This window comes from Spongisporangium articulatum (genome assembly GCF_044465595.1).
Classification (GTDB): Bacteria; Actinomycetota; Actinomycetes; order Actinomycetales; family Kineosporiaceae; genus Spongisporangium; species Spongisporangium articulatum.
The window spans coordinates 282523-303125 of record NZ_JBITLV010000001.1 but is presented as its reverse complement, the minus strand read 5'-3'; the positions used below and the strand labels follow the sequence as shown (position 1 = coordinate 303125).

At 71.3% G+C, this 20603-nt stretch carries 22 protein-coding genes and 3 tRNA genes; 11 read left to right on the top strand and 14 right to left on the bottom strand.

Annotated elements, in window-relative coordinates; all coding sequences use genetic code 11:
* Positions 1-16 precede the first annotated feature (16 nt).
* Complete coding sequence (locus tag ACIB24_RS01460) at positions 17-2233, top strand: peptidase M6 immune inhibitor A (RefSeq protein ID WP_398274104.1); 2217 nt, start codon at positions 17-19, stop codon at positions 2231-2233.
* 22 nt (positions 2234-2255) lie between these two features.
* Here ACIB24_RS01460 and ACIB24_RS01455 read toward each other — a convergent pair whose 3' ends face one another.
* The 4 genes from ACIB24_RS01455 to ACIB24_RS01440 form a co-directional block, all read right to left on the bottom strand.
* A complete protein-coding gene (locus tag ACIB24_RS01455; protein WP_398274101.1) occupies positions 2256-2873 on the bottom strand; it encodes an FMN reductase in 618 nt (205 codons plus the stop codon).
* Positions 2870-3988 carry an LLM class flavin-dependent oxidoreductase gene (locus ACIB24_RS01450; RefSeq protein WP_398274098.1) on the bottom strand — a complete coding sequence of 373 codons (1119 nt, stop codon included), beginning with the start codon at positions 3986-3988 and terminating at the stop codon, positions 2870-2872. Before ACIB24_RS01450 ends, ACIB24_RS01455 begins: the two co-directional genes overlap by 4 nt.
* A 73-nt stretch (positions 3989-4061) precedes the next feature.
* Positions 4062-4427, bottom strand: a complete 366-nt coding sequence (locus tag ACIB24_RS01445; protein WP_398274096.1) for an MmcQ/YjbR family DNA-binding protein — start codon at positions 4425-4427, stop codon at positions 4062-4064.
* Positions 4427-5506, bottom strand: coding sequence for a glutamate--cysteine ligase (locus ACIB24_RS01440; protein ID WP_398274093.1), 1080 nt, complete (start codon positions 5504-5506; stop codon positions 4427-4429). Before ACIB24_RS01440 ends, ACIB24_RS01445 begins: the two co-directional genes overlap by 1 nt.
* An 84-nt stretch (positions 5507-5590) precedes the next feature.
* Between ACIB24_RS01440 and ACIB24_RS01435 the strand changes: the two genes are divergently transcribed.
* The 6 genes from ACIB24_RS01435 to ACIB24_RS01410 all read left to right on the top strand — a co-directional run bounded on the left by ACIB24_RS01435 (position 5591) and on the right by ACIB24_RS01410 (position 11639).
* Complete coding sequence (locus ACIB24_RS01435) at positions 5591-6505, top strand: S1C family serine protease (protein ID WP_398274090.1); 915 nt, start codon at positions 5591-5593, stop codon at positions 6503-6505.
* Between the two features lie 93 nt (positions 6506-6598).
* Complete coding sequence (locus tag ACIB24_RS01430; RefSeq protein ID WP_398274087.1) at positions 6599-9172, top strand: sensor histidine kinase; 2574 nt, start codon at positions 6599-6601, stop codon at positions 9170-9172.
* Positions 9169-9588 (top strand): roadblock/LC7 domain-containing protein, encoded by a 420-nt coding sequence (locus ACIB24_RS01425; RefSeq protein ID WP_398274084.1) that lies wholly within the window; start codon positions 9169-9171, stop codon positions 9586-9588. Before ACIB24_RS01430 ends, ACIB24_RS01425 begins: the two co-directional genes overlap by 4 nt.
* Positions 9585-10079: a DUF742 domain-containing protein gene (locus ACIB24_RS01420; protein ID WP_398274081.1), complete on the top strand. Its 495-nt coding sequence runs from the start codon at positions 9585-9587 to the stop codon at positions 10077-10079. Before ACIB24_RS01425 ends, ACIB24_RS01420 begins: the two co-directional genes overlap by 4 nt.
* Positions 10063-10674: a GTP-binding protein gene (locus ACIB24_RS01415; protein WP_398274078.1), complete on the top strand. Its 612-nt coding sequence runs from the start codon at positions 10063-10065 to the stop codon at positions 10672-10674. The genes ACIB24_RS01420 and ACIB24_RS01415 overlap by 17 nt, the downstream gene beginning before the upstream one ends.
* A gap of 26 nt (positions 10675-10700) precedes the next feature.
* The gene (locus tag ACIB24_RS01410) at positions 10701-11639 is read left to right on the top strand and encodes an ABC transporter substrate-binding protein (RefSeq protein ID WP_398276685.1); all 939 of its coding nucleotides are present in this window, start codon (positions 10701-10703) and stop codon (positions 11637-11639) included.
* A 1-nt stretch (position 11640) separates the two neighbouring features.
* Here the strand turns inward: ACIB24_RS01410 and ACIB24_RS01405 are convergent, their stop codons facing one another.
* On the bottom strand, positions 11641-12087 hold the full coding sequence (locus ACIB24_RS01405) for a hypothetical protein (RefSeq protein WP_398274075.1): 447 nt from the start codon (positions 12085-12087) through the stop codon (positions 11641-11643).
* 44 nt (positions 12088-12131) lie between these two features.
* A complete protein-coding gene (locus ACIB24_RS01400; protein WP_398274072.1) occupies positions 12132-13259 on the bottom strand; it encodes a helix-turn-helix domain-containing protein in 1128 nt (375 codons plus the stop codon).
* Between the two features lie 246 nt (positions 13260-13505).
* Here ACIB24_RS01400 and ACIB24_RS01395 point away from each other — a divergent pair, with 246 nt between their 5' ends.
* The gene (locus ACIB24_RS01395) at positions 13506-14261 is read left to right on the top strand and encodes a hypothetical protein (protein WP_398274069.1); all 756 of its coding nucleotides are present in this window, start codon (positions 13506-13508) and stop codon (positions 14259-14261) included.
* On the opposite strand, the gene ACIB24_RS01390 is transcribed toward ACIB24_RS01395, so the two are convergent.
* Positions 14212-14616: a hypothetical protein gene (locus ACIB24_RS01390; RefSeq protein WP_398274066.1), complete on the bottom strand. Its 405-nt coding sequence runs from the start codon at positions 14614-14616 to the stop codon at positions 14212-14214. The two genes, ACIB24_RS01395 and ACIB24_RS01390, sit on opposite strands and share 50 nt — an antisense overlap.
* A 140-nt stretch (positions 14617-14756) precedes the next feature.
* Between ACIB24_RS01390 and ACIB24_RS01385 the strand changes: the two genes are divergently transcribed.
* Entirely contained in the window at positions 14757-15875 is a 1119-nt protein-coding gene (locus tag ACIB24_RS01385; RefSeq protein WP_398274063.1) for an HNH endonuclease, read from the top strand.
* Between the two features lies 1 nt (position 15876).
* Here the strand turns inward: ACIB24_RS01385 and ACIB24_RS01380 are convergent, their stop codons facing one another.
* The 3 genes from ACIB24_RS01380 to ACIB24_RS01370 form a co-directional block, all read right to left on the bottom strand.
* The gene (locus ACIB24_RS01380; protein WP_398274060.1) at positions 15877-16497 is read right to left on the bottom strand and encodes a hypothetical protein; all 621 of its coding nucleotides are present in this window, start codon (positions 16495-16497) and stop codon (positions 15877-15879) included.
* A gap of 4 nt (positions 16498-16501) precedes the next feature.
* Positions 16502-16849 carry a VOC family protein gene (locus ACIB24_RS01375; protein ID WP_398274057.1) on the bottom strand — a complete coding sequence of 116 codons (348 nt, stop codon included), beginning with the start codon at positions 16847-16849 and terminating at the stop codon, positions 16502-16504.
* Between the two features lie 282 nt (positions 16850-17131).
* Positions 17132-17515, bottom strand: a complete 384-nt coding sequence (locus ACIB24_RS01370) for a VOC family protein (RefSeq protein WP_398274054.1) — start codon at positions 17513-17515, stop codon at positions 17132-17134.
* A 157-nt stretch (positions 17516-17672) separates the two neighbouring features.
* Here ACIB24_RS01370 and ACIB24_RS01365 point away from each other — a divergent pair, with 157 nt between their 5' ends.
* Entirely contained in the window at positions 17673-18218 is a 546-nt protein-coding gene (locus ACIB24_RS01365) for a TetR/AcrR family transcriptional regulator (protein ID WP_398274051.1), read from the top strand.
* Here the strand turns inward: ACIB24_RS01365 and ACIB24_RS01360 are convergent.
* The 3 genes from ACIB24_RS01360 to ACIB24_RS01350 all read right to left on the bottom strand — a co-directional run bounded on the left by ACIB24_RS01360 (position 18187) and on the right by ACIB24_RS01350 (position 18447).
* Positions 18187-18259: transfer RNA gene (locus tag ACIB24_RS01360), tRNA-Phe, on the bottom strand. The genes ACIB24_RS01365 and ACIB24_RS01360 overlap by 32 nt on opposite strands.
* Positions 18260-18288: 29 nt before the next feature.
* Positions 18289-18362: transfer RNA gene (locus ACIB24_RS01355), tRNA-Asp, on the bottom strand.
* A gap of 12 nt (positions 18363-18374) precedes the next feature.
* Positions 18375-18447: transfer RNA gene (locus ACIB24_RS01350), tRNA-Glu, on the bottom strand.
* Positions 18448-18571: 124 nt separating this feature from the next.
* Here ACIB24_RS01350 and ACIB24_RS01345 point away from each other — a divergent pair.
* Complete coding sequence (locus tag ACIB24_RS01345) at positions 18572-19426, top strand: aldo/keto reductase (RefSeq protein ID WP_398274048.1); 855 nt, start codon at positions 18572-18574, stop codon at positions 19424-19426.
* 16 nt (positions 19427-19442) lie between these two features.
* Here ACIB24_RS01345 and ACIB24_RS01340 read toward each other — a convergent pair whose 3' ends face one another.
* Entirely contained in the window at positions 19443-20441 is a 999-nt protein-coding gene (locus tag ACIB24_RS01340; RefSeq protein WP_398274045.1) for a DUF2157 domain-containing protein, read from the bottom strand.
* Positions 20442-20603: the final 162 nt, after the last annotated feature.

Below are 20603 nucleotides of genomic sequence, written 5' to 3'. Positions count from 1 at the left end.
ACCCGACGGGGGACATGTGATCAGACAGCGCACCCGGACTCCACACCTCCTCGCCGCCCTCCTCCTGCCGCTGGCCGCCGTCGTCGCGGTCCCGGTGGCCACCGCCCAGGCGGCCCCCGAGACCGCCCCCAGCGGGAAGTCGAGCGACGTGCGGGAGATCGGCCGCACCGACTACCTGCTCGACGGCAAGAAGGTCGACACACCCAAGCAGTTCAGCGCCAAGGCCGCGGCCAAGGCCAAGGCCGCGCGGGCGGCGGCCGCCACGCCGCCGGTCGGGACCACCCGGCAGTGGCTGGGCCTCGACGACTTCAACGGGACGCTGTACCGCAAGAACTACGTGCTGCGCGGGGTCGGGCAGCACATCGAGGTGTGGGTCGCGCAGGACACGGCGTTCCCCGCGGGCGACTGCCGCACGCAGGTGCCGGACTCGACGACCGTGACCGACGCGCAGGTCGCGTCGTTCGTGAACGAGTTCGACACGAACATGTACCCGAAGGAGTCGCAGGCCTTCAGCGTCGCGCCCGACCGGGACGGCTCCAACGCGCTCGTCGGGCCCGATGCGAACGGAAACGGCGGCGACTACACCGGCGACGGCGCCAAGACGGTGACGCTGGTCGACAACGTCCGCGACGACAACTACTACTCGTTCCCGGCCAATCCCACCTACATCGCGGGCTTCTTCTCGGCGCAGCTCAACGAGTTGTTCGACCGCAACGTGATGACGATCGACGCCTTCGACTGGGCGCACCGCACGGGTGCCGACCCCGTCGACGCGCAGACCGCCGACCTGTGCACCAGCCGGCCGGCCCGCCCGCGCCTGTACGAGGGCACGTTCGCGCACGAGTACCAGCACCTGCTCCAGTACTACACGGACCCGTTCGAGACGACGGCGGTGAACGAGGGCCTGTCGGACTTCGCCCAGACCCTGACCGGCTACGTGGACGCCACGAAGACGGTCTACGACAAGGGCGGCGACAGCCACCTGTACTGCTTCCAGGGCTTCGGGCCCGTGCAGACCCAGTACAACCCGAACCCGCGTGACTGCGGCGGGCCGGAGAACTCGCTCAACCTGTGGGACGAGAGTTCCAACCCCAACGCGGTTCTCGCCGACTACGGCAACGCCTACTCGCTCATGCTGTTCCTCTACGACCGCTACGGCGTGGACTTCATGAGCGCCCTGCACCGCGACGGTGAGTACCAGGGGTTGGCCAGCATCGAGCACGAGCTGAAGAGCCGGAACGCCGACCTCTACACGGTGCTGCACGACCACCAGTCGATGGTGCTGCTGGACAAGATCCTCGGGGACGCCAAGAACTCGGTGATCGCCGGCGTCAGCAAGTCCCGGGTGACCAGCAAGAGCCTGCGCTCCACGGTCAACCTGGCCAACCCGAGCGCCTACGCGACGCCCGGGGCGGCACCGAACGGCGCCGACTACGTGCAGCTGCGCAACGCGACCGGGGCCACGCTGAAGGCCAAGGACCTGAAGACCCTGTCGTTCAAGGGCGTCACGTCGCTGCCGGCCCAGCCGCTGCGCTGGACCGTGGTGAACAACGACCCGGACCGGCCGGGCAACCCCGTGCTGTGGTCGGGCAACGAGAACAGCCTCGACGCCAGCGCCGTGGCCTCCGTCGCCGTGCCGACCGCCGACCCGACGCTGCGCTTCCTCGCGAAGTACGGCGCCGAGGCCGGGTACGACTACGGCTACGTGCAGGTCTCCACCGACGGCGGGGCGACCTACACCAGCATCGAGGGTGACAAGACGGTCGAGGCGCCGCTCGGGCCGGGCCTGAACGGGACGACGGACGGTTTCGAGGCGCACAGCTTCGACCTGTCCGCCTACGCCGGGAAGACCGTGCTGATCAACTTCCGGTACGTCAGCGACGGCGGCGTCAACGAGGGCGGGCTCCTCCTCGACGACATCACCGTCGGGGGCACGACGATCAGCGACGGCTCCAGCGTGGCGCCGTTCCGCAGCCTCACGCAGGTCCTGCCGATCAAGGTGACCGGCTGGGACGTGCGGCTGGTCGGCATCAGGGACGGCAAGGTCCCGGTCGTGCTGCAGGTCGACGTGAAGGGCAAGAGCTCCTTCTCGTACAGGACCGGCGACCTGGCCAAGCTGCTCCCGTTCGACCGGGTCGTGGCGATCGTCGCCTACGACGAGCCGACCGAACTGGTCCAGCAGTACGCCGGGTACACCCTCACGGTGAACGGGGTGGTCCAGCCGGGCGGCTGAACCGGCTGAACCACCCCCGCGCTCACTCGCCCAGCAGGTCCTTGAAGGACGTCGTCAGGGCGAACGGGTCGGCCACCTCGGCCGGGTCGCGGCGGAGCATCGCATCCGCGAGTTCCGCTGCGGCCCGGTCGATCCGGTGTTCCAGACCTGGAGCCGAACCGCCGTCCGAACCGGCCCAGTCCTCGGTGGCCGCGTACACCGCGGTACCGACGGGCGCCGCGTGCATGTACGAGAACATCGGTCGCAGAGCGTGTTCCAGCACGAGCGAGTGCCGGGCGGTGCCGCCGGTGGCGCCGAGCAGCACGGGCTTGTCGGCCAGGGCCTGGTCGGGCAGCACGTCGAACAGCGACTTGAACAGGCCGCTGAAGGAGGCGTTGAACGTCGGCGTCACGGCGATCACGCCGTCGGCGGCGACCACCGCGTCCAACACCGCCTGCAGCGCGGCCGGCGCGAAGCCGGTGAGCAGGTTGTTCACCACGTCGTGCGCGACCTCGCGGGCCTCGACGACGCGCACCGACACCTCGACGCCCCGGGAGCGCAGCGCGGAGACCGTGGCCTCGGTGAGGCGGTCCGCCAGCAACCGGGTCGACGACGGTTGCGTCAGCCCGGCGCTGACCACCACGAGCGAGCGCGACGTCACGAGGCCACCTCGACGTTCTCGACCACCGGCGCCGCGGCGGCGGCGTCGCGGGCGGCGACGAGCGAGGCGTGGGTCGGCGCGTCCGGCACTCCGGCCGGCTTCAGGGCGGCGAACTCGCGGCGCAGCACCGGCACGACCTCCTCGCCGAGCAGGTCGAGCTGCTCGAGCACGGTCTTCAGCGGCAGGCCCGCGTGGTCCATCAGGAACAGCTGGCGCTGGTAGTCACCGACGGCGTCCCGGAAGCCCAGCGTCCGCTCGATCACCTGCTGCGGCGAGCCGACGGTCAGCGGGGTCTCGCGGCTGAAGTCCTCCAGCGAGGGCCCGTGCCCGTACACCGGCGCGTTGTCGAAGTAGGGGCGGAACTCCTTGACGGCGTCCTGGGAGTTCTTGCGCATGAACACCTGCCCGCCGAGCCCGACGATCGCCTGGTCGGCGCCGCCGTGCCCGTAGTGGGCGAACCGCTGCCGGTACAGCTGCACCATCCGGGCCGTGTGCGACATCGGCCAGAAGATGTTGTTGTGGAAGAAGCCGTCACCGTAATAGGCCGCCTGCTCGGCGATCTCGGGCGAGCGGATCGAGCCGTGCCAGACGAAGGGGGCCACGCCGTCCAGCGGCCGCGGGGTCGAGGTGAAGGACTGCAGCGGGGAGCGGAACTTGCCCTCCCACGTGACGACGTCCTCGGTCCACAGCCGGCGCAGCAGGGCGTAGTTCTCGATCGCCAGCGGGATGCCGTTGCGGATGTCCTGGCCGAACCACGGGTAGACCGGGCCGGTGTTGCCGCGGCCCATCATCAGGTCGACGCGGCCGCCGGCCAGGTGCTGCAGCATCGCGTAGTCCTCGGCGATCTTCACCGGGTCGTTGGTGGTGATCAGCGTGGTCGACGTCGACAGCTGCAGTGTCGAGGTCTGCGCGGCGATGTAGGCCAGCGTCGTCGTGGGGGAGGAGGAGAAGAACGGCGGGTTGTGGTGCTCGCCGAGCGCGAAGACGTCGAGGCCGACCTCTTCGGCGTGCTTGGCGATGGTCAGCACGTCCTGGATCCGCTGGGCCTCGCTGACCGGGGTGCCGGTCGTGGGGTCCGGCGTGATGTCGCTGACGGTGAAGATCCCGAACTGCATGTCTGGCTCGCCTCCTGGATGGGTCCTGCTCCCGTCAATATAGTTGACGTCGCAACTATTCCTCTACAGGGGATCAGGCGGGCGGAGCCACTACGGCCCAGGCGTCCTCCAGCAGCTCCGCCAGCTGCTCCTCGTCCACTTCGTCCAGCAGCACCAGGAAGGCCGCGTAGTCCGCGAAGTGGGGGATCGTGAACAGGCCGGGCCGGCCTTCCGCCAACAGGCCCTCCCGGACCCCCAGGTCCTCCACCACGAGACCCAGCACCTCGCGATCGGGGTGCGGGGCGTCGTCCCCCAGGTCCTTGCGGTCCTTCTTGCTCAGCGGCCGCTGCCAGGCGAAACCCCGGGTCCCGACGAACCACGTGGGGTTCCGCCAGCGGGCCCCCTCGGTCACCCCGGGCAGAGCCATCGCCAGTCGCCGCACGTCCTCGTAGGTCGCCATCAGCTCAGGCTAGGGGTGGTTCGCGCCACGGCGTCCTGGACGACGTCGGCCAGGTCGCCGCGGCGGGCGAAGGCCGCGCGCTGCAGGTCGGCCCCTGTGCCGCGGGCCAGCACCCGGTCCAGCGACGCCTCGACGGCGTCGAGGTCGCCGTGGCGGCGCAGAGCCGGTGCGATCGTGGCGACCAGCCGTTCGAGCACTGCCGGCGCCGGCGCCGGCTTCCCGGACGTCGGGTCGACCAGGTCGCCGGACAGCCCCGAGTACGATGCGCGCCAGGCCGCCCCGCGCAGCAGTTCGATGCGGGTGATCGGCAGCGGGGTGACGAGCAGGGGGGCCGACTCCACCAGGCCCCGGCACAGTGCGGCGACGAGCCCGGCGTCCTCGGGGGTCGGGCAGACGTCCGCGACCCGGATCTCGAGGGTGGGGTACCGGGCCGAGAGCCGGGCGTCGAAGTAGACCATCCCGCGGTCGAGCAACACCCCGGAGCCGATCATCGCCGCGATCACCGCGTCGTACTCGTCCGGCCCGGAGAACGGGGTCGTCGGACCGGCGCTCGGCCACCGGTTCCAGACCTGGCGCCGGTAGCTCGCGAACCCCGTGTCCTCGCCCTGCCAGTACGGCGAGTTGGCCGACAGCGCGAGGATCGGGGCGAGCCACGGCTGGATCGCGTTCACCGCTGCCACGCCCTCGTCGCGCGACGAGATCGAGACGTGCACGTGGCAGCCGCAACTCAGCTGCTGGTGGGCGGTGAGGCCGTACTCGCGCATCATCCTCACGTAGCGCGGGTTCGGGGTGGTGGTCGGCTGTACGGGCACCGGGCTGGTGCCCAGGGCCGCCACGTGGGCCTGGTACTCGGCGGCGGCCCGTGCGAGGGCGGTCCGCTGGCCGGCCAGGTCGGCGATCAGAGTGGCGAGGTCGGTCGTCGGTTCGCTGCCGGTCTCGGCCTGCTCCTGCTGCAGCTCGTGCTCGAGTCGCTCCTCGTCCGCGACGATGTCCGGCGCCCGCGGCACCGGGCGGCCCGCGGCGTCGACGACGAGGAACTCCTCCTCCACCCCGACGGTCCGCCGGTCGTCCAAGGTCACGAACTTGAGCGTAGGGCCGGCCCGGCGGTTCCGCTCTCGGTGAAGGGCGGGCACAAGTGATCGTCACCGGCGGTTCCACCGGACATGGACGAAGAGCCGCTCGACGCGTACTCGCGCATCGTCGTGCACGTGGCGCAGACGGTGCTGCCCAGCGTCGCCAGCCTCGCCGTCCGCACCCGTCGCGGCCAGGGCGCCGGGTCGGCGGGCGTGATCACCTCCGACGGCTACCTGCTCACCTCCGCGCACGTCGTCGAGGGCGCCGAGCGGGCCGAGGCCACCTTCACGGACGGAACCGAGGTGACGGCGGACGTCGTCGGCCGCGACCCGCTCTCGGACCTCGCGGTCCTGCACGCCCGGGCCGCCGTCCCGCCCGCGCTCGAGCTCGGGGACGCGAAGGAGCTCCTGGTCGGCCAGCTGGTGGTCGCCCTCGGCAACCCGCTCGGCCTGGCCGGCAGCGTGACGGCGGGCATCGTCAGCGCGCTCGGCCGGTCGCTGCCGACGGGCGCGGGCCGGGTGATCGACGAGGTGATCCAGACCGACGCGGCGCTGAACCCCGGCAACAGCGGTGGCGTGCTGGCCGACAGCGCGGGCCGGATGGTCGGCGTGAACACCGCGGTGGCCGGGGTCGGGCTGGGCCTGGCCGTGCCGATCAACGAGACCACGCGCGGCATCATCCAGACCCTGATGTCGACCGGCCGGGTACGCCGCGCCTGGCTCGGCATCGCCGGCGCCCAGATCCCGCTGCCCCCCGCGGCGGCGGCCAAGGTCGGTTCGCGCACCGGGCTCCAGGTCGCCCAGGTGATCGCCGGGAGCCCGGCCGAGGAGGCCGGACTGCACCGCGGCGACGTGGTGATCAGCGTGGACGGCGAGCCCGTGGTGACGACGACCGCCGTCCAGAAACTCATGGTGGAGGGCGCGATCGGGCGTCGGCTCGAGGTGACGGTGCTGCGCAACGGAGCCCTCGTCGACGTGGTCACGGTGCCGCGGGAACTCAAGTAAAACCTGGGCTAAGTCCTTACTCGCAGCGAATTTTCCTTCACATCACGCTTGTCCGGTCTGCTAGTTTTCACGCTCAGCTATCCGGGAGCCAGCGTGAGCCTGACCAGCAAGAAATCTCGCGGGACGATCCGGGGGCGGGTCGCTCGGATCCTGGCGCTTCCCGCGCTCGTCGTCCTTCTGCTGCTGGGGTTCATCGCCGCCGGTCAGGTCGGCGACTTCCGCAGCTCGCAGCGCACCGCCCGGTCGGTCGACGTCGCGCTCGCCCTCCAGGACCTGACCCATCAGCTGCAGACCGAGCGGGGCATCACCGCCGCCGTCCTCGGCGGCAACGCCGCCTTCAGGGACGAGCTGGCCCCCGCCCGCAGCAAGGTCGACGAGCAGTTGAGCGTCGTCCGGCGGACCGCGGGCACCGACGCCGACCCCGCCGTGTCGGGCCGGGTCGGCACCGCGCTCGCCGCGCTCGACCGGCTGGCCACCGTGCGCCGCTCCGTGGACGCCGGGAAGGCCGGCCGGCAGGCCACCTTCAGCTACTTCACGGCGCGCATCGCCGCGCTGACCCAGGTGGACGTTGGGCTCGGTGACGCGAGTGACGCGCAGCTGCGGGGCGGGGTCGCCACGCTGCAGGCGCTGCAGGACCTGACCGAGGCGATGGCCCAGGAGCGGGCCTTCCTCAACGGCGTCTTCTCCGCGGGCGGCTTCGGCGCCGGCGAGTACGTGCAGTTCGCCGACATGCGCGCCCAGAAGCAGGCCGCGCTGGCCCGGTTCGAGCAGCTCGCGCCGGCCGACGACCGGGAGTCGTTGGACTTCGTCCTGAGCACGGGTGCGGCGCGGGTGATGGACGCCTTCGAGGACGTCGCGGTCGCCGCCGCCGACGGCCGGCACATCACGGTCAACCCGCAGTCGTGGTGGTCGGGCCTGACGACGGTGCTCGACGACCTGGGTCAGCTGCAGGAACACGTCGGCTCGACGATCCAGCAGCGTGCCGCCACGGTGCAGCAGCTGGCCGCGCTCCGCCTGGGCGGCCTGGTCGGGCTCGTGCTGCTGTGCTTCGTCCTCTCGGCCTACCTGGCCTCGATCGCGTCCCGCTCGATCACCCGCCCGTTGGCCGAGCTGGCCACCGAGGCCGACCGGGTCGCGGTCGAGCGGCTGCCCGCCGCCGTCCGCCAGATCCAGGCCGGCGACGCGCCGTCGGGTCCACCGCCGCCGGTGCCGGTCTCGGCGAATGCGGCCGGTGAGATCAGCCAGGTGGCGACCGCGCTCGACCGGTTGCAGAACGCGGCCTACGGGCTGGCCGTCGAGCAGGCCGTGCAGCGCCGCGACACGATCGAGTCGCTGGCCAACCTGGGCCGCCGCAACCAGAACCTGATCCGCCGCCAGCTGGGCTTCATCACCGGCCTGGAGCGCGAGGAGGTCGACCCGCAGGCGCTGGCCAACCTGTTCGAGCTCGACCACCTGGCCACCCGCATGCGGCGCAACGCGGCCAGCCTGCTGGTGCTGGTCGGGGCGTCCAGCCCGCGGCAGTGGTCGGCGGCGCTCCCGGTCGCCGACGTGATGCGCGCGGCCCTGTCGGAGGTCGAGGACTACCGCCGGGTGAACCTGCGCCGGGTCGACGACGCCCTGGTGCACGGTTCGGTGATCGGCTCGATCGCGCACCTGATGGCCGAGCTGATCGAGAACGGGCTGTCGTTCTCGCCGCCCGACACCGACATCGAGCTCCAGGGTCGGCGCCTTCCGGACGGGTACCTGATCGCCGTCACCGACCAGGGCATGGGCATGTCGGCGCCCGAGCTGCGGGAGGCCAACGCCCGGCTGCAGGGTCAGGACGACTTCGTCGCCGCCCCGACCCGCTACCTGGGCCACCACGTGGTCGGCAAGCTCGCCGCCGAGACCGGGGTCCGGGTCGAGCTGATCCCCTCGCCGGTGACCGGCGTGACCGCCCGCATCCTGCTGCCCGAGTCGCTGCTGGTCCCCCTCAAGCCGGTCGAGAGCGGGCCGCCCGCCCAACGTTCCGCCGCGATCGAGGCGACCGTGGAGGAGCCGGTCGTCGTCGAGGAGGAGCTCGAGGCGGTCGCCGAGGAGGCCGAGGAGCACGTCGTCACGGTCGAGGCGCTGGAGCCGCTGACTCCGGTGCTGCCCCTGGCGGTCGTCCAAGGCCCGGACGACGCCCGCCCCGCCCGACCGCCCGTCACCGCGGCCCCGGTCATCCCGGCCGCGGCCGCCCGCTCGGGCCGTTCGCCGGTCTCGGCGCCGATCGACCTGCCCGTCGACGTCCCCGTCGAGGAGGTGCGGCCGCCCACGCCGTTCCGGGTGTCCGTGTCGCGGGATCCCGGGGTCAGCAGCCCGATGGAGGTCTCTGTGCAGCTCGACCAGCCCGGTGATGCCCCGACGGGTCCGGGCCTGACCAAGAACGGTCTGCGCAAGCGGGTGCCCAAGGAACCGGCCGAGGCACGTTCCGCCTCCGCTTCGGCCTCCGCCTCGGCGCCGTCGGGTCCCGGGCAGCGGGTGACCCGGGTGATCGACCTCGACGAGGTGACCGAGTACGGGGTCGACGAGGTCACCGGTGAGCGCGTGGACGGCGGTCGCCCGTCGCCCGTGGTGACCGCGGGTTTCGCGGCCCTGCGGGACGGTCTGGCCCGAGGTGAAGCAGCGGAGGAAGAGAGCAGATGAGCATGCACCCCGACGGCAACGAGTTCGGTTGGCTGCTGGGCAACTTCGTCCGCAAGACCGACGGCGTGCGGGAGGCCGTGGCGGTCTCCTCGGACGGCCTGCTGATCGCCGGGTCCGACGGCCTGACCCGCACGGACGCCGACCACCTGGCCGCCATCGTCTCCAGCCTGGCCAGCCTCGGGCGCAGCGCCTCGCGACGCTACGACTTCCACGGGTTGAAGCTGATCATGATCGAGATGAACCAGGGGTTCCTGCTGGTGTCGGCCATCGCGGGTGGCAGCTGCCTCGGCGTGGTCGCCGAGGGCGGTAGCGACCTGGGCCTGATCGGCTACGAGATGTCCATGCTGAAGGACCGTTTCGGTCCGCTCCTGACCCCGGCCCTGATCACCGAGTCCCGGCAGCGGCTGGCCCGATGACCGACGACCCGCAGGCGCCGCCGTTCCGTCCTCCGGACAGGCGGATGATCCCGAACTGGAACGCGGAGGGAAGCGGCGGGCCCGGCCCGACCGCGTCGCCGCCGCGCGCCGGTCGAAGACCGGTCGGCGCCGCCGGACGGCCCGGATTCGACGGTCGCGCGGATGCCGACGGCCCCGCCGTCCGCCCGTTCGTCATCACCGGCGGTCGAACCCGCGCCGACGAACGACTCCGCGTCGAGACCCTGCTCCAGGCGGCGGGCGGACCACCCGCCGCGACCCTCCGCTTCGAGCCCCGCCGGATCGTCGAGATCTGTTCCGCCGCCGCCACCTCCGTCGCCGAGGTGGCCGCAGCTCTCGGCGTACCGCTCGGCGTGGCCCGAGTGCTCGTCACCGACCTGGTGGCGGGCGGCAGCATCAGCGTGGTCCGGTCCGACCAGCAACTCTCCACCCAGATGATCGAGAGGATCCGCGACCGTGTTCGATCGCTCTAGCGCCGCCGGCACCGCAACGGCGCCCGTCGCGATCTCCGTGAAGATCGTGATCAGCGGTGGTTTCGGCGTCGGCAAGACCACTTTCGTCGGGGCGGTCTCCGAGGTCGAGCCCCTGCTGACCGAGGCCGACATGACCCAGGTCTCCGTCGGCGTGGACGACGCCGCCTCGGTGCCCGGCAAGCACACCACCACGGTGGCCCTCGACTTCGGCCGGATCACCCTCGACGAGACCCTGCGCCTGTACCTGTTCGGCACCCCGGGCCAGGACCGCTACGCCTTCCTGTGGGACGACCTGGTCACCGGTGCGCTCGGGGCGATCGTGCTCGTGGACACCCAGCGGGTCGAGGACTGCTTCCCCGCGATCGACTACTTCGAGGAGCACGAGATCCCGTTCCTGGTCGCCGTCAACCAGTTCGAGAACGCCCGGCTGTTCGACCTCCTCGAGGTCCGGGAGGCGCTCGGGGTTTCGGCTGACACTCCCCTGCTGAACTGCGACGCCCGCGACCGGGAGTCGGTGAAGACCGCCCTCGTGGCGCTGATCGAGCAGGTGCTCGCGCGGCGGCTCGCCGCGGAGGAAGCGGGAGTGTTCTCGTGAACCGGCTCGTCGGACTCGCCGCCCCGCTGCTGGCCCTGTGTCTCGGCGCCGCCGCCTGCAGCGGCTCGAACGCCGTCGACGTCGTCCCCGCCCCCGGCGTGAAGGCGACCTCCTGCGGGGACGTGCGCATCGCCGTCCAGCCCTGGGTCGGGTACGACGCGAACGTCGCGGTCGTGAACTACCTGCTGCGCCGCCAGCTCGACTGCAAGGTCACCCTGGTGCCGAACGACGAGACCAAGTCGTGGTCGGCGCTGGCGGCCGGCAAGGTCGACGTCATCCTCGAGAACTGGGGCCACGACGACCTGAAGAAGAAGTACATCGACACGGACAAGGTCGCCGTCGAGGCCGGTCTCACGGGCAACCGGGGCGTCATCGGCTGGTACGTGCCGAAGTGGATGGTCTCGAAGTACCCCGGCATCACCGACTGGAAGAACCTCAACCAGTACAGCGACCTGTTCGTCACGCCCGAGTCGGGGGGCAAGGGGCAGTTGCTGCTCGGTGACCCGTCGTTCGTCACGAACGACAAGGCGTTGGTGAAGAACCTCGACCTCGACTATCAGGTGGTCTACGCGGGTGACGAGGACAAGCTGATCGCCGCGTTCCGGGCGGCCGCCGCCGACCGTACCCCGCTGATCGGCTACTTCTACTCGCCGCAGTGGCTGCTGTCCGAGGTCGACCTCGTCAACGTGCAGCTGCCCGCGTACACCCCCGGTTGCGACGCGGACCCGAAGACCGTCACGTGCGGGTACCAGCCCTTCGACCTCGACAAGATCATGAACCGGACGTTCGCCTACTCCGGCAGCCCGGCCGTCGACCTGGTGACCAACTTCCAGTGGACGGACGCCGACCAGAACCAGGTGGCCCGCAGCATCACCGAGGGCGGTCTGTCGCCCGACCAGGCGGCCAAGAAGTGGCTCGACGCGCACCCGTCGGTCTGGAAGAAGTGGCTGCCGTCCCCGGCCTGAACTACAGCCCCAGGCGACCGATCTCGGCAAGCATGTGCCCGCCGTCCCCGCGGCACCACCAGGCTACCGGCCCGATCCACGGCTGCCCGTAGAGCGTCTCGCCGTGGTGCTCGCCGGGGGCGGGGCGCACGTGGACGCCGTGCGCGTGGGTCGGGCAGAGCGGCCAGACCTGCCGGTACACCGCGGCCAGGAGGTCCTGGACCGCTCCGGCCACGGCGACCAGAGCCCCGTCCGCGTCCTGCGCGTACAGCGGTTCGTCGCCGCCCCACCACTTCTCGCCGTCGTCGGCGATCCGGGCGACGAACGGGTATCCCGAGCGCCACTCGTCCTCGACGACGTGCACGTGCAGCTGGGGAGCGTCCGGCAGGTCACGCTCCAGGTCGCCCTGGACGAAGACCATGGCCACGTGCAGAAGGCCCAGCATCCGCCCCTCTGCCTCGTCGCTCATGCGGGCGACGGTAACGGCTCGTAAACCCGCGGGTCACCGGGGGTTCAGCGTCGGTAAGGCCACATCCGCAGCCGCAGCAGGCCGAGCCGGCAGCGCAGCGCCACCACCGGGTCGGTCAGGTCCTGGCCGGTGAGCTCCGTGAAGCGGCGCAACCGGTACTCGAAGGTGTGCCGGTGGACACCCAGCTCGCGGGCCGCCTGTGCGTTCGAGCCGAGGGTCAGCGCCGCCGAGACGGTCTGCAGCAGCTCCTCGCCGCGCGGCGTCCCGGGCAGGTCGCCGAAGCTCGCACGCACCGCCCCCGCCGCGGCCCCGTCGTCGAGTACGAGGACCGGGGCCAGCAGGGCGACCTCGTCGACCGTGACCGTCCCCGAGCCCAGGTGCTCCGCGAGAGTGGCCGCCGCACAGACTGTTTCGACGTACTGACCGGGCCGGTCCGGATCACCCAGCCCGTGCAGACCGTGCGGCCCCTCGAGCCCGGGTGGATCCACCCCGAACAACGCCACCGTGCACCCGTGGCGCTCGGCCGTCACGGCGCCCGACATCCGGTCCAGTCGCTCCGCGGCCTGCGCGTCGCGTGTGGCCACGACGGCGCGCACCGGGAGCGACAGACCCAGCTGGGACGCGAGGTTCGTGACCTCGGGGCCGGGCGGGGCGTCGTCCGTCAGCAGTTCGAAGAGCCGGGCCCGGCGCTCGCGGCGGGCGTCCGAGCCCTCCAGCCCGGTCGCCGACGCGATCGTGAGGAGTCGCAGGAACTCCAGCGAGCGGCTCGTGATGTGCGCGCGGTCCTCGACCGTGGCGTGGTCGCCGAGCTCGTCGATCACGTGGTCCATCACCCGGCGCATCACGTCGTCGCTGATCCGCAGCGTGTACGACAGCGGCGCCCCCTGGGCCTGCCGGCGCCGGGCCGTGCGCGCGACGGCCTCGTACAGGTCGTCGAAGGGCTGGCCGGTGAGGACGCAGTGCAGGCCGGTGGTCACGAACCGGCGTTGGGAGCCGCGGATGTCGTCGAGCATCTGCGCAGGTAGCACGGACAGTTCGGGGCGGCTCAGGATGGTGCTGGCGAAGACCTCCGCGCACAGCGGTTCCAGCTGGTCCAGCAGCCGGCGGACGGCGCCGGCGATCGCCTCCGTGGGGGGTTGGGTTCGGACAACTGGTCCAAGGTCGCCCGTCATACCTGGTGCATATCGCATGAAGCGCCGCCGAGGCCAGTCGCGAAAGCATCGTTATCCGTCCGGCTCGGGGGGAGCCGGCCCCCTTCGGCCCCCTCCGGACGCCGGCCGCCCGAACCGCCTGAGCCCAGGTCGACCGGGCTCGGGGGCCGACGGGGCACCGTCAGGGGGGTCCCGCCGGTCGGGGGGCCCGGCACGTGGGCTGGTCACCTGCGTGCCGGGTCATCTCCGGGGGCGCATCATGGGGGCATGTCGTTCGCGGTCGGACCGGACGGCGGGCCGGGTTACTCCGGCCCCGAGGGGTACACCTACGCGGCGGTGCTGCTGGACGCCGGGTCGGCTTCCCGTGCCTCGGTGCTGCCGGTCCTGGCGTCCCTGCGCTTCAGCGGCTGGGTGGCGCCGGACGGTGAGGACTGGCTGGTCGTCGTCCCCGCCTCCGTCCCGGGAGCGTGCGCCGCGCGCCGCGCGGGGGTGGTCGAGGTCGCAGCCGCGCTCGCGGCCCGGCTCGGCGGGGCCGTGGTGGCCGTGCGGGTGGTGAGCGACCGGCAGCTGCTGCTGGTCGGCTGGCGGGACGGCGAGGAGCTGGGTCGTTACCTCAGCGACCCGTCGTACGGGCTGGGGCCCGACGACGACACGCTGCCCGAGCCCTACGGGGTGTCCCTGGCTCCTGAACTGGCCACCGCGTGTGGTCGACCGGATGCGGCCGATGCCCTGACGGCCGAACTCTCCCACGACATCGACCCGGAGCACTTCATCGAGTCCGAGCGGCTGGGAAGGATTCTCGGTCTCCTGGGCTGGCCCGAATGGCTGGTGTCCGTGTCGTCGTTGCCGCGCCGCGTGCCGCTGGGGCCGGCGTCGTTCCTGCGACTCGGCTACGGCCGTCCGGGCTGGGTGGGGTTCGGGCTGGGGCTCGTCGCCGGGGTCGTGCGTCGCCGCCGCCCGCCGCCGCCCGCGGTCACCGATGCGCCGCGGGCGACTCAGATGATCGACCCCTGGCTGATGTGATCCGGGCCAGGGTCGCGATCAGCGGGAGGGCCAGGGCGCACCCGAAAGCGACCATGGTGGCGCCGAGCGGCCACAGGCCGTCGTCCTCCACATCCGTCGCCGCGTCGATGGACCAGGCCACCGTCAACGTGATCGTCGCCGCGCTGACACTGGACGGAATGCGGTTGTAACGGCCTCCGAGCCAGGCGATCACGCCGACTGTCAGGGCCATCGCCGCGACCTGCCAGGCCGCGTAGGGGCCGTGCAGGTAGCCGTCGGGACCGGTCTCCTTCTCCTGGTCCCAACCGAGCAGCGCCAGGTACGCCGCCAGGGTGGTGGCGGCGCTGATGGTGAATGCGACAGCTGACCGGAGCATCTCCCGAGTATGGCGAAAACCGTCTGTGGACAACGAGGTCTGCGGGTTGTCCACAGATCTCCACGGCCCCTTGTGCTGGGCTGGCTAAGCCGGAAGAATCGAACAAAGATTCGATCGACGGGTGGGAAACGGGGTGTGTCGTGGCTGTTTTGGAGTTGCCGCGTGCGTACCCGTCGACCGCCGACGAGGTTCGCGAGTTCACCGACTGGCTTGTCGGGGCGGAACCACCCACCGACGATGCGGGCCGGTTGGAGCTGATCCAGACGCTGGAGATCCTGAAGTCGGCGGCGGCCGCGGTGCAGGTGCGCGCGACGGCCGAGTACGCGGCGTCGGTGGCGAATCCGCGCAAGGCCGCGAAGGAGATCGCGAGGGCCCGGCATGAGTCACCGCATCAGGCGGCGCGACTGGTGGGCGTGGCCAGGTGTCTGGCTGAGGAGATGCCCCACACCCTGGCTGCCCTGACCAAGGGTGAGACCAGCGAGTTCCGGTCGAGCGTGATGGTCCGCGAAACCGCCCTCCTCACCCGTGAGAACCGGGCGCTCGTCGATTCCGAGCTGGGGCCTCGCCTCGCAGGGCTGGGGAATGCGGCCGTGGCGCGGGAGGCGAAGAAGATCGGGTTCCGGCTCGAGCCCGGGCTGGCCTACAAGCGAGCTCAGGCCGCGCAGGTCGAGCGGCGGGTCACGATCCGGCCGGCGCCGGACTGCATGACGGTCCTGACCGCGGTCCTGCCCGTCGCCGAGGGGGTCGCGGTCTACGCAGCGTTGACCAGGGCAGCCGACACGGCCGCGATCGATCCGGAGGACGGGCGCGGCAAGGGGCAGGTCATGGCCGACACCCTGCGCGAGCGAGTCCTCGGTTCGAGCGAACCCGTGCCGGTCGAGGTCCAACTCGTCATCACCGACACCGCGATGACCGGTCACAGTCAGGAACCCGCGCACGTTAACGGTTTCGGGCCCATTCCGGCCCCCTTGGCCCGACAGCTCGCCGACCCGCCCGACGAACACGCCACGCGGTGGATCAGGCGGCTGTGGGCAGCACCCGAGACCGGGCAGCTGATTCAGATGGAGTCCAGGAATCGGATCTTCCCGGCTGGGCTACGGAAGTTCGTGATCGCCCGAGACCAGTACTGCGTCACGCCCTGGTGCGGGGCACCCATCCGCCAGATCGACCACGTCGTCGCGGCCGCAGCGGGCGGAAGGACGTGCGCCGACAACGCCCAAGGCCTCTGCCAGGCCTGCAACCTCGCCAAGGAAACCTGAATCAGTCAGTGTCAGTCATGCAGATGACCGTCATCTCGGCCTTGGCCATGTCAGTCAGGACCAATGTGTTGTCCCAAGCTATGTCGAAGAACCACGGTGTCCAGGCTAGATACGTCGTGTCGAGTCGGAAGTCCTCATACCGTTCTTCGGTCAGGGCGACCACCGCTTCGTGAGCCAGGGCCTTGGCGGCGGCGGCCGTTCCGGGGTAGTTGTCGTACGCGCCACCCAAGGTGAGCGCGCGCGCCAGTAGGCCGTCCAGGAGCAGCGAACCGCCAGCCTGCTCCTCGAGGCCGCCCGGCATCCGATCGAGCACGGCAGGGATCTTCAGCTCGGCCAGGTCATCACGAACCGTCGGGTGGTCGAGAAGTACGCGCTGCATCTCGTATTCGTCGAGCCGGTTGCGTGACATGAACCAGGCGGTCGTGTCCGAGTAGCTGGTCGCCCGCCATCGGCCCACCAGGCACCCGCCGTTGGAGTAGACCGCGCGCACCTCGTCCACGTACAGGTCAAAGGCAGGATGGTCGATCGGGGACGGTTCCCAGGTGATCGACGGCCAGGAATCGATCAGCTCACGAAGGCTCGGCCTCGGTTGGTCCCAGTCGATCTCGTTCCAAGGTCGCATCGGTTCAGCTCGGCTGCCAGAGCTCGACCCGGTTGCCCGCCGGGTCGGTGACCCAGGCGAACCGACCGACGCCGTCCATGTCCTGCGGCTCCTCCACGGGCGCTCCGGTCGCGCGTAGCTGGGCGAGCATCGCGTCCAGGTCGCGGACCCGGAAGTTGAGCATCGCCTGCTGTCCGGTCGGGAAGTACTCACTGGCCTGCTCGAAGGTGGCGAACACCGTCGGCCCGGCCTCCTGCTTCCAGAGGCCGTGCTCGGACACCTCCACGCCCAGGACGTCTCGGTACCAGGCGTACAACGCCCCCGGGTCGGCCGCGCGCAGGAAGTATCCGCCGATCCCCAGAACTCGTTCCATGTCCCGATCCTGCCAGCCAGACTGGGCGGCGTGCGCTTCTGAGTCGCCTGCTCATGCCCGTGGTGATCGGGGCTGATCGGGGGGACGGCGGGATCGATGTGGTCGCGACCTGCTGGGTGATGTCGTCCGGCCAGCCCACGCAACGGGTGGCCGACGCCGCCCGCGGCGAGAGCAGCAGGAAACAGACCAGAGCCGTCACGGCGAGCAGGTGTCGCCCAGGTCCGGCGTCGAGTACAGGCACAGCACTGGGACCCCGCAGGTCGGTGACCGCAAGGACGCTGATCAGACCGTCTGAGGGGACGAGTAGATGTTGATGAGGTTGCCGTCGGGGTCGCGGAACAGCATCGACCGGTTGCCCCACGGCTGGGTGACCGGTTCCTGGACCCAGTCGGTGATCCGGTCACCCAGGCGGCTTCGTTCGGCGTCCACGTCGTCGACCTCGAATTCGAGGATCACGGACCGGTTCGCGGCGGCCTCGGCGGCGTCGTTGTTGAAGCGCTTCATCCCCGCGCTGGTGACCAGGGCGACGACGCCGCTCTCGGTGCGCAGTTCTGCGTAGTCGTCCGGTCCGAAGGGGGTCGCGGGTTCGGTGTTCGTGATCGCGGAGTAGAAGGCGACCAGAGCGGGCAGGTCGTCGGTGACGAGGCGGACGGAGGCGAGTTTCATGACCTGCTCCTGACGGCGTCTGACAAGCCGGACCGCCCGACCCAAAACAGTACGGTACAGTACCGTACTGTTTCCCTCGATCAGAGAACCTGGAGATCACGCCGTGGGCCGATCCGAAGAGCCCGTCGACGCACGGGTCCGCCGGTCCAGGAGGGCGGTGCTCGCCCAGACCTACGAGTTGCTCTCCGCCGGTGGCATCGGCGGCGTCAGCATCGACGAGGTGGCACGGCGCTCCGGCGTGTCCAAGACGACGATCTACCGCCACTGGCCGTCGCGAGCCGCGCTGCTCCTCGAGGCCTGCTCCACCATCGGTTCACCGCCCCCGGTTCCGGACACGGGGACCTTCGGCGGGGACCTGGCGGCCGTGGCGGACGGGTTGGCCGAGGGCCTTCGAAGTGCGCGCTGGGCGACGGTTCTGCCGTCGATCGTGGACGCCGCTGAGCGGGACCCGGACCTGGCGGGGCTCCACGCGGAGCTGCACGCCGGGTTGATGGCCCCGTTCGTCGTGATCAGCGACCGCGCGCGGGCCCGGGGCGAGCTGGCGGCGGGCCGCGGGTCGGCCGACGTCGCCGCCGCTGTCGCCGGGCCACTGTTCTACCGACGCTGGTTCTCTCGCGAGTCGCTCGACGCGGCGTTCGTCAGTCACGTCGTCGAGGACGCTCTCCGGACGGTGGCCAGGCGCGGGGTCGAACCGCGGACCTAACGATTTTCAGTCGTTCGCTCTACCAACTGAGCTACCTGGCCTGGCATGCCGGAAACTCCGGCAGATCCAGCGACCCTGACGGGACTTGAACCCGCGACCTCCGCCTTGACAGGGCGGCGCGCTAACCAACTGCGCTACAGGGCCTTGACGTGCACGTACCCCCAACGGGATTCGAACCCGTGCTACCGCCTTGAAAGGGCAGCGTCCTAGGCCACTAGACGATGGGGGCCTGTGGACACACGGCGGACTTGCACCCGTCGAGGACCGGCCCAGCATAGGGGGTAGCCCGGGTGTTCTCCAAAGTGGATACCCGTCGTCCGAATCGTCCCCCTCTGACCTGGGAGTCCGCACCGATGCAGCAGCGCTCGATCGGCACCGCCACCGTCTCCGCGATCGGCCTCGGCGGCATGCCGCTGAGCATCCAGGGCCGGCCCGACCGTGATCGGGCCCTGGCCACGATCCACGCCGCGCTGGACGCCGGAGTCACCCTCATCGACACCGCCGACGCCTACAGCCTCGACGACCGCGACTTCGGCCACAACGAGAGCCTGATCGCCGAGGCGCTGGTCGGCTACGGCGGCGACACCAGCCAGGTGCTGGTGGCCACGAAGGGCGGCCACACCCGGACGCCGGGCGGCGGCTGGGACGTCGACGGCTCGCCCGGCTACCTCCACCAGGCCTGCGACGCGAGCCTCAAGCGCCTGGGCGTCGAGGCGATCGGCCTCTACCAGCACCACCGGCCCGACCCGAAGGTCCCGTACGAGGAGACGATCGGTGCGCTGAAGGATCTCCACGACGCGGGCAAGATCCGGATGGCGGGGCTGTCCAACGCGAATCCGGCGCAGATCCGGCTGGCCCACGAGATCCTGGGCGACGCACTGGTCAGCGTGCAGAACGAGTACTCGCCGCGGTTCCTGTCGTCCCGCCCCGAGCTCGACCTGTGCACCGAGCTCGGCCTGGCCTTCCTGCCGTGGAGCCCGCTGGGCGGGATCAGCAGCGCCGCCGAGCTGGGCGGCCGGCACGCGGCCTTCCAGGAGGTGGCCGAGGCCCGTGGCGTCAGCCCGCAACAGGTCTGTCTGGCTTGGATGCTGGCGACCAGCCCGGTCGTCGTGCCGATCCCGGGCTCGTCGCGACCGGAGACGATCCGCGACTCCGCCGCGGCCCCGGAGCTCCAGCTGGACGACGCCGAGCTGGCTCGGTTGGGCTGATCCGGGAGGGCGTGGGCTAGGTCGCCGGGGTCTCGACGCGCCTCAGTGCGACGACGCTGAGCGCGACGATCAGCAGCCCGCCGATGAGCAGGGCCAGGGCCGCCCCGAGGGCGCCGTCGGTCAGGTCGAGCACGAGCTGGGGGACGGCGATGGCCAGGGTCAGGCCGCCGACCGCCAGCGCGGCCAGCCCACGGGTCGCGAGATAGCTTGCGCCCCCGGCGATCCCGAGTGCGAACAGCAACAGGTAGCCGAGTGCCGACGCGCCCCCACCGCCGGACGTGGTGACGAGTTCGGCACCTACGAAGGCGATCAGGCCCCCGGCGATCCAGCCGGCCGACTCCTCCGTCAGGACGACCCGGCCGACGCTGGCGGCGAGCCAGGCGGCGCCCACGAAGGCGAGCGTCAGCCCGACCGGGATGCCGGTCGAGGGGCGTGAGAGGTCCACCAGCACAGCGGCTGTCGTGGCGGTGGCGGTGGCCAGACCGAGGTTCAGCAGCACGCCGCGGCGCCAGGTGTAGCCGGCGAACGCCACGGCCAGGGCCGGCACGGGGATGAGGTGCTCGGCGACCCGGCCGGTGGCGTACACGGCGGTCGCGCCGCTGTAGAGCCCGGCCGCCAGGAGCAGCAGGACGGCCACGAGCCGGTTGCGTGGCCCGGACGACTCGGCCGCCGTCCGACCGTGCGCGGTGGCCAGCGCGGCCCCGGTCACCAGCACGGCGGCGGCCAGCAGGATGCCGAACTGCGCCGGCCTGGCCAGCGACCCCCAGGCGGCCGCCGCCAGGGCCGCCGCCCCCGCGATGACGAACACCGCCCCCGTGTACCCGGCGATCTCGGCCAGCAGCGAGGTGTTGGGGGTGTCGTCGTCCGGGGCGGGCGGGCGGGGCGCGACGCTCGGCGGCAGGGCCGCGAACTCGGTCCGGACGGCGTCCGCCTGCTCGGGGGTGACCACCGCCCGGGAGACCAGCCTGCTCAGCGCGGCATCGAGCCGGTCCACGTCGTCGGGGGCGTCCGTCATGGGCCCACGGTAGGGGGTGAGCGATCCTCTCGTCCGTTCTCCGGAGGTCTGCTCGGGACGGTTCACCGACCCCGCGCGACCGACTACGCTCCATGAGCAACAAGACACTGTCCGTATCTGGACGGTGTCCCGGGCGAGCATCCAGGCGGAGGTGTGGCGGCG

Bases quoted from the DNA above. Each gene is read 5' to 3' on its own strand.
- ACIB24_RS01450 (WP_398274098.1), bottom strand. From the start codon at position 3,988: ATGCAGTTCGGGATCTTCACCGTCAGCGACATCACGCCGGACCCCACG.
- ACIB24_RS01445 (WP_398274096.1), bottom strand. From the start codon at position 4,427: ATGGCGACCTACGAGGACGTGCGGCGACTGGCGATGGCTCTGCCCGGG.
- ACIB24_RS01435 (WP_398274090.1), top strand. From the start codon at position 5,591: ATGGACGAAGAGCCGCTCGACGCGTACTCGCGCATCGTCGTGCACGTG.
- ACIB24_RS01425 (WP_398274084.1), top strand. From the start codon at position 9,169: ATGAGCATGCACCCCGACGGCAACGAGTTCGGTTGGCTGCTGGGCAAC.
- ACIB24_RS01420 (WP_398274081.1), top strand. From the start codon at position 9,585: ATGACCGACGACCCGCAGGCGCCGCCGTTCCGTCCTCCGGACAGGCGG.
- ACIB24_RS01405 (WP_398274075.1), bottom strand. From the start codon at position 12,087: ATGAGCGACGAGGCAGAGGGGCGGATGCTGGGCCTTCTGCACGTGGCC.
- ACIB24_RS01400 (WP_398274072.1), bottom strand. From the start codon at position 13,259: ATGACGGGCGACCTTGGACCAGTTGTCCGAACCCAACCCCCCACGGAG.
- ACIB24_RS01395 (WP_398274069.1), top strand. From the start codon at position 13,506: ATGTCGTTCGCGGTCGGACCGGACGGCGGGCCGGGTTACTCCGGCCCC.
- ACIB24_RS01390 (WP_398274066.1), bottom strand. From the start codon at position 14,616: ATGCTCCGGTCAGCTGTCGCATTCACCATCAGCGCCGCCACCACCCTG.
- ACIB24_RS01380 (WP_398274060.1), bottom strand. From the start codon at position 16,497: ATGCGACCTTGGAACGAGATCGACTGGGACCAACCGAGGCCGAGCCTT.
- ACIB24_RS01375 (WP_398274057.1), bottom strand. From the start codon at position 16,849: ATGGAACGAGTTCTGGGGATCGGCGGATACTTCCTGCGCGCGGCCGAC.
- ACIB24_RS01370 (WP_398274054.1), bottom strand. From the start codon at position 17,515: ATGAAACTCGCCTCCGTCCGCCTCGTCACCGACGACCTGCCCGCTCTG.
- ACIB24_RS01345 (WP_398274048.1), top strand. From the start codon at position 18,572: ATGCAGCAGCGCTCGATCGGCACCGCCACCGTCTCCGCGATCGGCCTC.
- ACIB24_RS01340 (WP_398274045.1), bottom strand. From the start codon at position 20,441: ATGACGGACGCCCCCGACGACGTGGACCGGCTCGATGCCGCGCTGAGC.